The sequence below is a fragment of the Piscinibacter sp. genome (assembly GCF_050175855.1).
GTDB lineage: Bacteria > Pseudomonadota > Gammaproteobacteria > Burkholderiales > Burkholderiaceae_C > Piscinibacter.
In genome coordinates this window covers 1-12,840 of record NZ_JBFXIO010000100.1, presented here as the reverse complement: position 1 = coordinate 12,840, position 12,840 = coordinate 1, and the positions used below count along the sequence as shown (strand labels likewise).

Genomic DNA, 12,840 nt, shown 5'->3' with positions numbered 1-12,840 from the left:
GGGAAGCTGACATGAAGACCCGTGTGTTCGTCGACGGCCAGGAAGGCACCACCGGACTGCGCATCCACGAGTATCTCGCGCAGCGCGCCGACATCGAGGTGCTGCGCATCGACGCCGACAAGCGCAAGGACATCGCCGAACGCGCGCGCCTGCTCAACGCCGCCGACGTCGCCTTCCTGTGCCTGCCCGATGCCGCCTCGCGCGAGGCGGCGGCGATCGTCACCAACCCGGCCACCTGCCTGATCGACGCCAGCACCGCGCACCGCACCGTGCCGGGCTGGGCTTACGGCCTGCCCGAACTGGCGCCGGGCCAGCGCGAGGCGCTTCGCGCCAGCAAGCGCATCGCCAACCCGGGCTGCCACGCCTCGGCCTTCATCCTGCTGCTGCGTCCGCTGGTCGATGCCGGCCTCGTGCCGGCCGACCTGCCGATCAGCGCCACCTCCATCACCGGCTACTCCGGTGGCGGCAAGAAGATGATCGAGCAGTACGAGGCCGGCGGCGACCCCAGGCTGACGTCGCCGCGGCCCTATGCGCTGAAGCTGGCGCACAAGCACCTGCCGGAGATGACGGCCCATTCGCGCCTGACCCAGGCACCGAACTTCATGCCGATCGTCTCCAGTTTCTACAAGGGTTTGGCAGTGAGTGTGCCCTTGCATCTTTCGCAGCTGCCGGCTGGAACGGACGGCGCGAAGCTGCATGCCGCCTACCAGAAGCACTACGCCGGCGAGCGTTTCGTGCGGGTGATGCCACTGTCGGATCCGGCCACGCTCGAGGACGGGTTCTTCGACGTCCAGGCCTGCAACGACACCAACCGGGTCGACATCTTCGTGTTCGCCAGCGAGACCCAGGCGCTGCTGATGGCGCGCCTGGACAACCTGGGCAAGGGCGCCAGCGGCGCCGCCGTGCAGGCAATGAACGTGCACCTTGGCGTCGAGGAGAGCCTCGGCCTCTGAGCCGCGGCGGCCGCTCACGCGGCCGGATCCGGCGCGCGATAGTGGTAGGGGTAGGCGTCGGCGAAGCCGAGGCGGTGGTAGATCGCCCGCGCCGGGTGGTTGTCGCCTTCGACCTGCAGGTAGCCGTGCCTCGCACCAAGCCGGTGCGCCTCGGTCAGCAGCTGGGCGCACAGCCGGCTGGCAAAACCTTGGCCCCGCGCCGATTCGGCGGTGAAGATGTCGTACAGGCCGACGAGATCCGCCTCCAGCGCGAACTGGCCGCAGGCGACCACCTCGCCGTCGAGCTTCATCTCGTAAGCGCGGAACGGCACCGGTGAATGGGCCAGGCGCTGGCCATGGGCCTGCCGCTGCGACAGCGGCGATCCGCGCAACGCGCCCACCCGCTGGGCGAAGGCTTCCAGCCCGATGGACTGGATCGTCAAGTGGGCCGGCAGGCTGGGCGCGACGATGTTGGAGACGTCCTCCAGCACCATCACCCGGGTGTCGTCGAAACGCTGGAAGCCCATGCCTTCGAGCATCGAATCCAGCCCCGCCGGCTCGCTGAAGGGCGTGATGCGCACCATCAGCGGCAATCCAGCCTGGGAGAAGACCGGTTCGCACAGCGCCAGCTTGTGCGCCACCGACATGCGGCCGGTGGCCACCGCGTTGATGCAGCGCGCCCGCTTGGCCTTGCCGGGCGACAGGCGCACCAGCCAGCCATCCACCCAGCGCTGCTGCGGCGGGGCGCTGGCGTTGAGGCCGGCATCCTCGACGCGCGGCAGCAGGTAGGGATCGAAGTTGCGCGCGATGACCGGGTTCATGCGCATGGCCGGATCACACCCTCTCAGCGCATGGCCTCGATGCGCCGCACCATCTCGCCGGCGAACTCGATGAAGGCCTGGGCGCCGCGCGAGCCGGGATCGAACACCACGCCGGGCAGCCCGTAGCTGGGCGCCTCGGCCAGGCGCACGTTGCGCGGGATGACGCTGTCGAAGACCTTGTCGCCGAAGTGCGCCTTGAGCTGCTCGCTGACCTGCTGCTGCAGCGTGATGCGCGGATCGAACATCACGCGCAGCAGGCCGATGATCTGCAGGTCGGGGTTGAGGTTAGCGTGCACCTGCTTGATGGTATTGACCAGGTCGGACAGGCCTTCGAGCGCGAAGTATTCGCACTGCATCGGCACCACCACGCCGTGGGCGGCACACAGGCCGTTGAGCGTGAGCAGGCTGAGCGACGGCGGGCAGTCGACCAGCACGAAGTCGTACTCGGCATCGACCGCCGCGAGGGCAGCCTTCAGGCGCTTGTCGCGCCGCTCGAGTTCGACCAGCTCCACCTCCGCCCCGGCCAGCTCCCGGTTGGCGCCGAGCACGTCGTAGCCCGTCTTCTCGTTGCGCTGGCGGGCCTCGGCCACGGTCGCGCTCTCCAGCAGCACGTCGTAGACGGAGAGCGGCAGCGCCCGCTTGTCCACGCCCGAACCCATGGTGGCATTGCCCTGCGGGTCGAGATCGACCACCAGCACCCGCTGGCCGATGCGCGCCAGGCCGGCAGCCAGGTTCACGGTGGTGGTGGTCTTGCCGACGCCGCCTTTCTGGTTGGCGATGCAGAAGATTCGGGCCATGAGCGCGGGGAGGGGAAAAGGCGGGCCGGAGCCCTGGAAGGGCACGGTCCGGAAGACCCGGACCGAGAGTCAGGAATGTACCAGCCCGGGCGAGCCCGAAGCCGACTCGCGCATCCAGATCAGGCAGCGTTCGGCATCCAGGCCCGGCACGGACAGCGGTTCCACGTGAAACACTTCGATGCCGGCGGGCAGTTCCGCCAGCTCCGCCTCGGGCACCTTGCCCTTCATGGCGGCCCACGCTGCCCCCGGCGCCAGCAAATGCCGCGTCAGGCGAACGAGGTCCGGCAGGGACGCAAAAGCGCGCGCGGTAATCAAGTCGAACGGTTGGGCCCTCAGTGACTCCACCCGGGCGTGCTCCGCCTGCAGGTTGCGCAGCCCCAGCTCGACCCCGGCCTGTCGGATGAATGCTGCCTTCTTGCCGACCGTGTCCACACAGGTCACCAACCACGCCGGCTCCAGCACCGCCAGCACGACACCCGGCAGACCGCCGCCACTGCCCACGTCGAGCAACCGCCGCGCCGTGCCCGACCCCAGTTCCCGCCGAAACGGGCCGACCACCGCCAGGCAATCCGCCAGATGCTGGGTCAGCATCTCCTGCGGATCGCGCACCGCCGTGAGGTTGTAGGTCGCGTTCCAGCGCTGCAGCAGCGCCAGGTAGGACAGCAGCTTGTCCAACGCCTGATCGTCGACCGGCAGATTCAGCGCGCCGCAGACGCCGGCCAGTGCCGGGCGCAGCGATTCAGGCGGCATCGCTCACCGGCTCGGCATTCGCCGCGAAGCCCTTGAAGCGGCCCTTGCGCAGATGGATCAGCAGCAACGAGATCGCTGCCGGCGTCACGCCGGAGATGCGCGAAGCCTGGCCGAGCGTCTCCGGCTTGTGGCGAACCAGCTTCTGGCGCACCTCGAAGGAGAGGGCAGTCACCTGTGAATAGTCGAGCTCCGGCGGCAGCTTCAGGTTTTCGACGCCGGCCGCGCGTTCCACATCCTCGTTCTGCTTCTCGATATAGCCCGCGTACTTGATGCCGATCTGCACCTGCTCGATCACGGCATCGGCCAGACGTTCGCCCAACTCGCGGCACAGGGTTTCACGTGAAACGCCGGCCTCGGGCTTGGCGATGGCTGCCACCTCGGCCACCTGATCGAAGCCGACACCCGGCCGGCGCAGAAGATCGGCCAGGTTGTATTCGTGCTCCAGCGCCTTGCCGATCAGCCGCTCGGCGTCGGCCGCAGACACCAGCCCCGGGTGGACCCAGGTCGACTTGAGTCGCTCCGACTCGCGCGCCACGGCATCCCGCTTGCGGCTGAAAGCCTCCCAGCGCGCATCGTCGACCAGCCCCAGCCGGCGGCCTTCTTCGGTCAGCCGCAGGTCGGCGTTGTCCTCGCGCAGCTGCAGGCGGAACTCCGCCCGGCTGGTGAACATGCGGTAGGGCTCGGTCACGCCCTTGGTGATGAGGTCGTCGACAAGCACACCCAGGTAGGCCTGGTCGCGCCGCGGCAGCCACGGCGAATCGCCGCGAACCTGCAGCGCCGCGTTCAGGCCGGCGAACAGGCCCTGCGCCGCCGCCTCTTCATAGCCGGTGGTGCCGTTGATCTGGCCGGCGAAGAACAGGCCGCCGACCGCGCGCGTCTCGAAGCTCGACTTCAGCTCACGCGGGTCGAAGTAGTCGTACTCGATCGCGTAGCCCGGCCGCAGGATGTGCGCGTTCTCCAGCCCGGCCATCGAGCGCACCGCGGCGATCTGGATGTCGAAGGGCAGGGAGGTCGAGATGCCGTTCGGATAGAACTCGTGCGTGGTCAGCCCTTCGGGCTCGAGGAAGATCTGGTGGCTGCTCTTGTCGGCGAAGCGGTTGATCTTGTCCTCGATGCTCGGGCAGTAGCGCGGGCCCACGCCCTCGATCACGCCGGTGAACATCGGGCTGCGATCGAACCCGGAGCGGATGATCTCGTGCGTGCGCTCGTTGGTGTGGGTGATCCAACACGGCAGTTGCCGCGGGTGCATGGCCGCATCGCCGAGGAAGCTGAACACGGGCATCGGCGTGCCGGTGCCCGGCATGCCGTCGCCGGGCTGCTCGGTGAGCTTGGAGAAGTCGATCGAACGCCCGTCGATGCGCGGCGGCGTGCCGGTCTTCAGCCGGCCCTGCGGCAGCCTCAGTTCCTTGAGCCGCGCCGACAGCGAGATCGACGGCGGATCGCCCGCGCGGCCCGCCGAGTGGTTCTGCAGGCCCACGTGGATGCGCCCGTCGAGGAAGGTCCCTGCCGTCAGGACCACGGTAAGCCCGTTGAAGCGGACACCCACTTGCGTCACGACACCCGCCACACGGTCGCCTTCGAGCACCAGATCGTCGCACGCACCATGGAACAACCACAGATTGGGCTGGTTCTCCAGCCGCCGGCGGATCGCCGCCTTGTAGAGGATGCGGTCGGCTTGGGCGCGCGTCGCGCGCACCGCCGGGCCCTTGGAACCGTTGAGGATGCGGAACTGGATGCCCGCCTCGTCGGTGGCCAGCGCCATCGCCCCGCCGAGCGCATCGACCTCCTTGACCAGGTGCCCCTTGCCGATACCGCCGATCGACGGGTTGCAGCTCATCTGCCCCAGCGTCTCGATGTTGTGCGTGAGCAGCAGGGTGGCCGCACCCATGCGCGCCGCGGCCAGCGCGGCCTCGGTGCCGGCATGGCCGCCGCCGACCACGATCACGTCGAACTCTCTCGGGAACAGCATGGGTGCCTCAAATTTGAGCAAGGCGGCATTGTAAGGAGCGGCCCCTGCGAAGTCACCCGAAGGGCCGCTCGAGCGGCGATCGGCTATCGTGCGCCGAGAAGCACCGCACACCCATGAACTGCCGCCCCCAATGCGCCGCCTGCTGCATCGCCCCCTCGATCAGCAGCCCCATTCCCGGCATGCCGCAGGGCAAGCCGGCCGGCGTGCCCTGCGTGCAGCTCACCGACGACCTGCGCTGCGCGATCTTCGGCCGCCCCGAACGCCCGGCCGTGTGCGCCTCGCTCGAACCCTCGCCCGCCATGTGCGGTGACAGCCGCGAGCAGGCGATGCGCTGGCTCGGCCACCTCGAAGAAGCGACCCAGCCACGATGAGCCTGCCGACCGCGGATGACCTGCAGCGCCTGGCCGAGCTCTACCCGGCCGTGGCCGACCTGCCCGAGCCCTTGCGCAATGACGTGCTGTCGCGCCAGACGATGTGGCTGGAGGTCCCGCCCGGCACCACGCTGTTCGAGGAGCAGTCTCCCTGCCAGGGCTTCCCCATGGTGCTCGGCGGCGAGGTGCGCGTGGCGCGCGGCTCGGCGCAGGGCCGGTCGCTGGAGCTCTACCGCGTTGGCCCCGGCGAGCTGTGCGTGGTCTCGGCCTCCTGCCTGTTCGGCCAGCAACTGCTCAGCGCACACGGCCAGACCACCGCGCCCACCCGCCTGGCCGTGCTGTCACCCGCGGCGCTAGACGCCTGCTGCGCCCATGAGCCGTTCCGCCGCTTCGTCTTCGGCGTGTTCGCCGACCGGCTGGCCGACCTGATGGCGCTGGCCGAAGCAGTGGCCTTCCAGCGGCTCGACCAGCGCCTGGCCGCCGCGCTGCTCGGCCACGGCGAGGTGCTGCACACCAGCCACCAGGCGCTGGCCGACGAGCTCGGCACCGTGCGCGAAATGGTCACCCGGCTGCTGCGCCGCTTCGAGCGATCCGGCTGGCTGGCACTGGGCCGCGAGCGCATCGAGATCCGCGACGCCGCCGCGCTGCGCCGCCTGTCCGCAGGCGACATTCCGGCTGTGTGACCGCAGTCACAGACGCGGCCGCGCGTCGACAAGACACTGCCTCCACCCGGCGATGGTTGCCGGACATCAAGGAGCAGACATGAAGACGAACGAAGGAACCATCGACCGCGCGCTGCGCATCCTGGCCGGCCTGGTGCTGATCGCCCTGGCCGCCACCGGCACCGTGGGTGTCTGGGGCTGGATCGGTGTCGTGCCGCTGGCCACCGGCCTGCTCGGCTGGTGCCCGGCCTACACGCTGCTGGGCATCAACACCTGCCCGATGAAGACGCAGTCGAAGTGATCGCCGGTGGGCGCAGCATCTCGATGTGCGGGATGCCGTCCTCCAGGTACTCCGGGCCGACGGTCTCGAAGCCGAAGGCCGCGTAGAAGCGCGCCAGGTGCGCCTGCGCGGAGATGCGGATGCCGTGGCCCGGGAAGATCGCTTCCGCCCGCGCCACCGCCCGCCCGACCAGCTCGCGGCCCAGCCCGGTACCGCGCGCGGCGGCGGTGGTGATCACCCGACCGATCGAGGCCTCGGCGTACTTCACGCCGGGCGCGACGATGCGCGCGTAGGCCAACGGCTCGCGCTGCGCCGGCGACCACGCCGCGAGGTGCCACGAACGCTCGTCGACGCCGTCGGCGTCGAGGTAGGCGCAGGCCTGCTCGACCACGAAGACCTGCTGACGCGCCATGTAGATGTGCTGCAGCTCGCGCACGCCGAGTTCGTCGAAGCAGCAGCAGCGCCAGCGGATCGGGGAGGAAGCGTCGCTCATGCGGCGATGATGCCCGGTTCGTTCAGCGCACCGCCGCGCGGCGCAGCGCGCCGGCCACGAACGCCACGCCGGCGAGCGTCATCAGCACGCAGACCGCCAGGGCTGCCATCAGCGGCTCGGCGCCCAGCGCCTCGCCCTTGAGCACGCGTGTCATCAGCGTGTTCTGCGCCAGCGCCGGCACCCAGAAGTGCCAGCCTTCCTCCGCGCCCGGGTTGAGCAGCCCGAACAGCGGCAGCAGCGACACGCCGAGCACCACGCCCGCCGTGCTGGCCTGCGCCTCCTTGACGCTCTTGCAGCGGATCGCCACCGCCATCAGCAGCGCCGACAGCGCCGCCGCGAACGGCGCGACCACGGCGACGAACCACAGCGCCTCGCGCACGCCGAACTGGAACAGTGCCGCCAGCGAGTCACTGCGCAGCAGCCACTGCGCGGGAATGAAGCTGAAGCAACTCAGCACGGCGATCAGCAGACCGATCGCCGAGACCGCCGCCCACTTGCCCAGCACGATGGCCAGCGGCGAGGCCGGGTTCATCAGCAGCGGCTCGAGCGAGCCGCGCTCGCGCTCGCCGGCGGTGGTGTCCAGCGCGGCGTTGAGTGCGCCGTACAGCACCGCCATCAGCACGAAGAAGGGCAGCATGCCGGTGATCTGCGTGCCGCGCGTCTGCGGGTTGGCGAGGTCGCGCTCGTCCACCCGCACCGGCTCCAGCACCTCGGCCGAGACGCCACGCATCGCCAGCGCCAGCGTGGCGCGCTCGCGGTTGAAGCCGGCCACCAGGCGGTGCAGCCGTCCGACGCCGGCCTCGGCGCGCTTGTTGGCGCTGTCGCTCACCACCACCAGGCGCGGCACGTCGCCCTGGCGCAGGGCCACCTCGAAACCGGCCGGGATCACCAGCACCGGATCACCCAGTTCGGCGCGGCGCAGCCCGGCTTCGTAGTCGGCCGGCGCATCCTTCACCGTGAAACCCTGGCGGGCGATGTAGTTCACCAGCGTCGGCGCCTGGTCGGCGCCGGCCAGCACCACCTCGCGCTGCTCGGCGCGCGACTCGAACGAGGCCATCAGCCCCGACAGCGCCACCAGCACCAGCGGCCCCATCAGCACGCTGGACAGCAGCACGACCAGCAGCGTGCGGCGGTCGCGCAGTGCGTCGAGCCACTCCTTGGCGAACACGATCCACGCGCCGCTCATGCCGTCGTCTCCTCGGCATACGCCAGCTTCACGAACGCCTCCTCGAAGTCGCGCGTGCCGCAGCGAGCCCGCAGCTCGGCCACCGTGCCCTGCGCCACCGTGCGGCCGCGCGCGACCACCACCACCTCGTCGCACAGCCGCTCGACCTCCTGCATGATGTGCGTCGAGAAGACGATGCACTTGCCGCCGCCGGCCGGCGAGGCCAGCCACTGCAGCGTCTCGCGCAGCGCGCGCGTCGCGACCACGTCCAGGCCGTTGGTCGGCTCGTCGAGCACGATGTGCGCAGGGTCGTGCACCAGCGCGCGGGCGAGTGCCACCTTCATGCGCTCGCCCTGGCTGAAGCCTTCGGTGCGGCGGTCCAGCAGTGCCGTGCACTCCAGCATCTGCGCCAGCGCCTCGGCGCGCGCCTGCGCTTCCTCGCGCGGCATGCCCTGCAGCGCCGAGAAGTAGACGATGTTCTCGCGCGCCGTCAGCCGCGGGTAGAGGCCGCGTGCGTCGCTGAGCACGCCCATCCGTGCCAGCGCCTCGCGCGGCCGCTGCGCCACCGGAATGCCGTCGACCTCCAGCGTGCCGGCATCGGGTGCGATCAGGCCGGCGAGCATGCGCAGCGTGGTCGTCTTGCCGGCGCCATTGGGCCCGAGCAGGCCGGTGATGCGGCCGTTGGCAGCGGCGAAGCTGACGTCGCGCACCGCCTGCACCGGCGCGGCGCGGCCGCCGAACAGGCGCTGCCGCGGCGGCGCGAAGGTCTTGGCCAGGCCCTCGATGCGAATCATCGCGCGGCCTCCGCCAACGGCACGTACGCTGGCGGGCGCGGCATGGCCGTGGCGCAGCCGGCGTCGACCGCCAGCGCCGTGGCGTCCTCGGCGGCGTCGATGAAGCGGAACAGCAGATCCGGCACGCAGCCCGCGCCGAGCAGGCCGTGGCCCGCATTCGGCACGACCACGTGCTTCGCCTTCGCCCCAAGCGCTTCGGCCACGCGCTTCGCGTGCCGCGGCGGCGTGGCCGGGTCGATGCCGCCGCTGAGCAGCAGCACGGGCGCGGGCGCCGGGTCGATGCGGTAGAAGTCTTCGGGCACGGCGCCGCGCGGCCAGCTCGCGCAAGCCTGTTCGTACAGCGGCGCGAGGCCGAGACCGAAGTCGCGCGCGGCGGCCACTGGCGCGCTGCCCAGGCGCGGCATGTCTTCGGCGCAGATCACCGAGAAGTGCATGCCGGTGGCCATGCCCGGCGCCGACCGCCGCGCCAGCGCCGTGCCCAGCGTCGCCAGCGGCTCGTAGCGCCCCTGCGCGGCGGCGGTGATCGCCGCGGGCAGGCCGGCGGAGAGCGCCGGCACGTACAGCGGCGCGCGCACCGCGGCGAGCACCAGGTCGCGCGTCATCACCACGTTCTCCACCGCGCCGGTGAACGGGTCGGCCACGCTCACGCTGCGCGGCAGCGAGGCGAGCAGCCCGTCCCAGGCCTGGCGCAGCGCCGGCCACTGGCGCGTGCAGCCGGGCTCGATGCTGCAGGCGGTGAAGAGCGCCTCGAGCGCGGCCTGCGCGTCCACGCCGGCACTGGCCGGCAGCACCATGTCGGGAGGCGCCACGCCGTCGAGCACGCTGCGCCGCACGGCCTGCGGGAACTGTCGCTGGTACTCCAGCGCCGCGCGCGTGCCGTAGGAGGCGCCGACCAGGTTGATGCGCTCGGCGCCGATCGCCTGGCGTACTGCGTCGAGGTCCTGCATCGCCAGCGCGGTGGTGAAGAAGCCCAGCCCGGCGGCCTCCTTCACGTGCGGCAGTTTGACCAGGCGCTCGCGGCAGGCTGACAGCCGCTGCAGTTGCTTCGCGGTATCGGCCGCTTCGGCCAGCGGCATCGCACGCGGCTCGTCGCAGTCCAGCGGTGCCGAGCGGCCAGTGCCGCGCTGGTCGACGAAGACGATGTCGCGCCGGTTGTTCAGCCGCGCGAATGCCGGCATCACCTGCGCGGCCAGCGAGATGGCGCTCTGGCCGGGGCCGCCGGCGAGCAGGAAGACCGGATCGGGCAGCTTGCGCCGCGCCAGCGCCGGCACGACCACGTAGTGCACGTCGAAGCGGGTGGCGTCGGGCTTCGCCGGGTCGAGCGGCCGGCTGACCGCGCCGCACAGCACCTCGTGCGGCAGGCCGTCGATCCGGCAGGGCTGCACCGACGCGGCGCCGGCCTGGCCGCACAGTGCGGCCAGACTCAGGGTCGCGGCGGCGAGGCTGCGGCGGCTCACGGCTCGCCGAGGAAGCGCATCAGCTCGCCGCTGGCCAGCAGGCGCTGCAGGTCGTTCGCGCCGCCGATCAGCACGCCCTTGGCGAACACCATCGGGAAGGTCGGCCAGCCGCTCCACATCTTCAGCGCATTGCGGCGGCGCCACTGGCTGAAGTAGCTGCCGAACTCGAGGTACTGGTGGGCCAGGCCCGCCTTGTCGAGCAGCCGGCGCGCCTGGCGGCAGAAGGGGTTGCCGGCCATGCCGACGACCAGGATGCGATTGGAAGCCGCCGCCGCCTGCACGTTGTGGACGATGTCCGCGTGCAGGTTGGCGACGGTGTCGCGGATCGCCGGGTGCAGGCGACTCTCTTCCAGGATGCTGCGTGGCATGGGCTCGGGGCGGGTCGCAAAGCCCGGAGATTAGCCGAGCCGTCGCCCGATCAGGGTTTCCACGGGTTTGAGAAGGGCGACAAATGCCAGAACGCATCCTAAGATTGCATACAACTTTGGAACGCAATCACGGAACCGCCATGAAGATCCGCGTCGTCAACCCCAACACCACCGCTGCCATGACCGACACCATCGGCGCGGCGGCGCGGCGCGTGGCCGCACCGGCCACCCGCATCGTCGCCACGCAGCCCGACAGCGGGCCGGTCTCGATCGAGAGCCACTTCGACGAGGCGATCGCCGCCGTCGGCGTGCTCGAGGAGGTGCGCCGCGGCGAGCGCGACGCGACCGACGCCTACGTGATCGCCTGCTTCGGCGACCCTGGCCTGCTGGCCGCGCGCGAGCTGACCCGCGCGCCGGTGATCGGCATCGCCGAGGCCGCCTTCCACCTGGCCACGCTGATCGCCACGCGCTTCTCGGTGGTGACGACGCTGTCGCGCACCACCGTCATCGCAGAGCACCTGCTGCAGCAGTACGGCTTCGCCCACCACTGCCGGCGCGTGCGCGCCGCCGAGATTCCGGTGCTCGATCTCGAGCACGACACCGATGCGGCGCTGCGTCGAATCGTCGAGGAAGGCCGGCGCGCCAAGGCCGAAGACGGCGTCGGCGCCATCGTGCTCGGCTGCGGCGGCATGGCCGACCTCACCGACACCATCGCCGACGCCGTCGGGTTGCCGGTGGTCGAGGGCGTCACCGCCGCGGTCAAGCTGGCCGAGTCGCTGGTCTCGCTGCGCCTGGCCACCAGCAAGCACGGCGACCTCGCCTTCCCCCGGCCCAAGCCTTTCACGGGCCGCTTCGCCCACCTCGGCGCCTGAACGCCGCCATCCCGCACCCACCGAGGAGACAACGATGAGTACACACGACGACAAGGCCGCCGGCGAGGAGTCGCTGGCACCGCAACAGACCCGCATCATGGACCGCTGGTCCTACCTGCTCGCCTGGCTGGGCGGCTGCGTGTCGATCGGCACCTTCGCCATGGGCTCCAGCCTGGTCGGGCAGCTCAACATGCTGCAGGCGGTGACGGCCATCGCCGTCGGCTGCTTCGTGATCGGCGTGGCGCTGGCCATCAACGGTGCGGCCGGTCACAAGTACGGCATTCCGTTCATGGTGCAGGCGCGCAGCGCCTTCGGATTCGCGGGCACGCGCTTCCCGGGTTTCGTGCGCGCCGTTCCGGCCGTCGTCTGGTTCGGCTTCCAGAGCTGGATCGGCGCCGGCGCCCTCAACGCCGTGTCGGCCACCCTGTTCGGCTTCGACAACCTGGTGCTGTGGTTCGTGATCTTCCAGCTGCTGCAGATCGCACTGTCGGTCTACGGCTTCAAGGGCATCAAGTGGCTGGAGAACGTCGGCAGCGTGTTCATCATCGCCTCGCTGGTCTACATGTTCTGGGCCGTCATCACCAAATACGGCGGCGCGATCGACACCAAGATCACCAGCATCGAAGGCACCTGGGGCCTGCCGTTCTGGGGCGCCACCATGCTCTTCCTCGGCATCTACAGCACGATGATGCTCAACGTCAGCGACTACTCGCGCGAACTGCATCGTGACGTGCGCCCCGGGCCGCTGACCACCATCTACGCGATGTCCATCCTGCCGGCCACGATCTTCATGGGCCTGATCGGCCTGATGGTCTCGGGTGCCACCGGCACGGCCGACCCGATCGCCGTGTTCTCCAGCGCGGTCGACAACAAGCCGCTGCTGGTGATCACGCTGCTGTTCATCGCCTTCGCGCAGGTCACCACCAACGTGCTCAACAACGTCGTGCCGCCGGCCTACGTGCTGATGGATGTCTTCAAGCTGTCGTTCCGCAAGTCCGCCGTGGTGGTCGGCTTGCTGGCGTTCTGCACCTTCCCCTGGGTACTGGTCAAGGACGAGTCCGCCGCCGGGCTGCAGGTTTTTGTGCAGACGTACTCGGCCTTCCTCGGGC

General features: G+C 70.4%; 15 protein-coding genes. 6 read left to right on the top strand and 9 right to left on the bottom strand.

The genetic code is table 11. The annotated features are described in order from the left end of the window. The first annotated feature begins 11 nt into the window (after nucleotides 1-11). Nucleotides 12-953, top strand: coding sequence for an N-acetyl-gamma-glutamyl-phosphate reductase (argC, locus tag AB7U92_RS10020; protein WP_428576046.1), 942 nt, complete (start codon nucleotides 12-14; stop codon nucleotides 951-953). A gap of 14 nt (nucleotides 954-967) precedes the next feature. On the opposite strand, the gene AB7U92_RS10015 is transcribed toward argC, so the two are convergent. The 4 genes from AB7U92_RS10015 to mnmG all read right to left on the bottom strand — a co-directional run bounded on the left by AB7U92_RS10015 (nucleotide 968) and on the right by mnmG (nucleotide 5,269). Then, nucleotides 968-1,753 (bottom strand): GNAT family N-acetyltransferase, encoded by a 786-nt coding sequence (locus AB7U92_RS10015; protein WP_428576045.1) that lies wholly within the window; start codon nucleotides 1,751-1,753, stop codon nucleotides 968-970. Between the two features lie 23 nt (nucleotides 1,754-1,776). After that, nucleotides 1,777-2,550 (bottom strand): ParA family protein, encoded by a 774-nt coding sequence (locus AB7U92_RS10010; protein ID WP_428576044.1) that lies wholly within the window; start codon nucleotides 2,548-2,550, stop codon nucleotides 1,777-1,779. Between the two features lie 69 nt (nucleotides 2,551-2,619). Continuing rightward, nucleotides 2,620-3,300 carry a 16S rRNA (guanine(527)-N(7))-methyltransferase RsmG gene (gene rsmG / locus AB7U92_RS10005; protein WP_428576043.1) on the bottom strand — a complete coding sequence of 227 codons (681 nt, stop codon included), beginning with the start codon at nucleotides 3,298-3,300 and terminating at the stop codon, nucleotides 2,620-2,622. Next, nucleotides 3,290-5,269, bottom strand: a complete 1,980-nt coding sequence (gene mnmG, locus AB7U92_RS10000) for a tRNA uridine-5-carboxymethylaminomethyl(34) synthesis enzyme MnmG (protein ID WP_428576042.1) — start codon at nucleotides 5,267-5,269, stop codon at nucleotides 3,290-3,292. The genes rsmG and mnmG overlap by 11 nt, the downstream gene beginning before the upstream one ends. 113 nt (nucleotides 5,270-5,382) lie before the next feature. Between mnmG and AB7U92_RS09995 the strand changes: the two genes are divergently transcribed. The 3 genes from AB7U92_RS09995 to AB7U92_RS09985 all read left to right on the top strand — a co-directional run bounded on the left by AB7U92_RS09995 (nucleotide 5,383) and on the right by AB7U92_RS09985 (nucleotide 6,603). Further along, complete coding sequence (locus AB7U92_RS09995; RefSeq protein WP_428576041.1) at nucleotides 5,383-5,640, top strand: YkgJ family cysteine cluster protein; 258 nt, start codon at nucleotides 5,383-5,385, stop codon at nucleotides 5,638-5,640. Beyond that, nucleotides 5,637-6,323, top strand: coding sequence for a Crp/Fnr family transcriptional regulator (locus AB7U92_RS09990; protein WP_428576040.1), 687 nt, complete (start codon nucleotides 5,637-5,639; stop codon nucleotides 6,321-6,323). Before AB7U92_RS09995 ends, AB7U92_RS09990 begins: the two co-directional genes overlap by 4 nt. A 79-nt stretch (nucleotides 6,324-6,402) precedes the next feature. Beyond that, a complete protein-coding gene (locus AB7U92_RS09985; protein ID WP_428576039.1) occupies nucleotides 6,403-6,603 on the top strand; it encodes a YgaP family membrane protein in 201 nt (66 codons plus the stop codon). Here AB7U92_RS09985 and AB7U92_RS09980 read toward each other — a convergent pair. The 5 genes from AB7U92_RS09980 to AB7U92_RS09960 are packed head-to-tail and all read right to left on the bottom strand — an operon-like array spanning nucleotide 6,569 to nucleotide 10,859. After that, nucleotides 6,569-7,075 carry a GNAT family N-acetyltransferase gene (locus tag AB7U92_RS09980; protein WP_428576038.1) on the bottom strand — a complete coding sequence of 169 codons (507 nt, stop codon included), beginning with the start codon at nucleotides 7,073-7,075 and terminating at the stop codon, nucleotides 6,569-6,571. The genes AB7U92_RS09985 and AB7U92_RS09980 overlap by 35 nt on opposite strands. A gap of 22 nt (nucleotides 7,076-7,097) precedes the next feature. Beyond that, nucleotides 7,098-8,261 (bottom strand): ABC transporter permease, encoded by a 1,164-nt coding sequence (locus tag AB7U92_RS09975; RefSeq protein WP_428576037.1) that lies wholly within the window; start codon nucleotides 8,259-8,261, stop codon nucleotides 7,098-7,100. Further along, the gene (locus AB7U92_RS09970) at nucleotides 8,258-9,034 is read right to left on the bottom strand and encodes an ATP-binding cassette domain-containing protein (RefSeq protein WP_428576036.1); all 777 of its coding nucleotides are present in this window, start codon (nucleotides 9,032-9,034) and stop codon (nucleotides 8,258-8,260) included. The genes AB7U92_RS09975 and AB7U92_RS09970 overlap by 4 nt, the downstream gene beginning before the upstream one ends. Beyond that, nucleotides 9,031-10,491 (bottom strand): alpha/beta fold hydrolase, encoded by a 1,461-nt coding sequence (locus AB7U92_RS09965; RefSeq protein WP_428576035.1) that lies wholly within the window; start codon nucleotides 10,489-10,491, stop codon nucleotides 9,031-9,033. The genes AB7U92_RS09970 and AB7U92_RS09965 overlap by 4 nt, the downstream gene beginning before the upstream one ends. Further along, the gene (locus tag AB7U92_RS09960) at nucleotides 10,488-10,859 is read right to left on the bottom strand and encodes a glutaredoxin domain-containing protein (RefSeq protein WP_428576034.1); all 372 of its coding nucleotides are present in this window, start codon (nucleotides 10,857-10,859) and stop codon (nucleotides 10,488-10,490) included. Before AB7U92_RS09960 ends, AB7U92_RS09965 begins: the two co-directional genes overlap by 4 nt. A gap of 140 nt (nucleotides 10,860-10,999) precedes the next feature. Here AB7U92_RS09960 and AB7U92_RS09955 point away from each other — a divergent pair, with 140 nt between their 5' ends. Both AB7U92_RS09955 and AB7U92_RS09950 read left to right on the top strand, forming a co-directional pair. After that, on the top strand, nucleotides 11,000-11,731 hold the full coding sequence (locus AB7U92_RS09955; RefSeq protein ID WP_428576033.1) for an aspartate/glutamate racemase family protein: 732 nt from the start codon (nucleotides 11,000-11,002) through the stop codon (nucleotides 11,729-11,731). A 34-nt stretch (nucleotides 11,732-11,765) separates the two neighbouring features. Further along, a partial coding sequence (locus tag AB7U92_RS09950) for an NCS1 family transporter (RefSeq protein ID WP_428576032.1) occupies nucleotides 11,766-12,840 on the top strand: 1,075 nt, incomplete at its 3' end.

Coding starts and splice junctions, on each gene's coding strand:
- AB7U92_RS09960 (WP_428576034.1), bottom strand. CDS start 10,859: ATGCCACGCAGCATCCTGGAAGAGAGTCGCCTGCACCCGGCGATCCGC.
- AB7U92_RS09990 (WP_428576040.1), top strand. CDS start 5,637: ATGAGCCTGCCGACCGCGGATGACCTGCAGCGCCTGGCCGAGCTCTAC.
- rsmG (WP_428576043.1), bottom strand. CDS start 3,300: ATGCCGCCTGAATCGCTGCGCCCGGCACTGGCCGGCGTCTGCGGCGCG.
- argC (WP_428576046.1), top strand. CDS start 12: ATGAAGACCCGTGTGTTCGTCGACGGCCAGGAAGGCACCACCGGACTG.
- AB7U92_RS10015 (WP_428576045.1), bottom strand. CDS start 1,753: ATGAACCCGGTCATCGCGCGCAACTTCGATCCCTACCTGCTGCCGCGC.
- AB7U92_RS10010 (WP_428576044.1), bottom strand. CDS start 2,550: ATGGCCCGAATCTTCTGCATCGCCAACCAGAAAGGCGGCGTCGGCAAG.
- AB7U92_RS09995 (WP_428576041.1), top strand. CDS start 5,383: ATGAACTGCCGCCCCCAATGCGCCGCCTGCTGCATCGCCCCCTCGATC.
- AB7U92_RS09975 (WP_428576037.1), bottom strand. CDS start 8,261: ATGAGCGGCGCGTGGATCGTGTTCGCCAAGGAGTGGCTCGACGCACTG.
- AB7U92_RS09955 (WP_428576033.1), top strand. CDS start 11,000: ATGAAGATCCGCGTCGTCAACCCCAACACCACCGCTGCCATGACCGAC.
- AB7U92_RS09970 (WP_428576036.1), bottom strand. CDS start 9,034: ATGATTCGCATCGAGGGCCTGGCCAAGACCTTCGCGCCGCCGCGGCAG.
- mnmG (WP_428576042.1), bottom strand. CDS start 5,269: ATGCTGTTCCCGAGAGAGTTCGACGTGATCGTGGTCGGCGGCGGCCAT.
- AB7U92_RS09985 (WP_428576039.1), top strand. CDS start 6,403: ATGAAGACGAACGAAGGAACCATCGACCGCGCGCTGCGCATCCTGGCC.
- AB7U92_RS09980 (WP_428576038.1), bottom strand. CDS start 7,075: ATGAGCGACGCTTCCTCCCCGATCCGCTGGCGCTGCTGCTGCTTCGAC.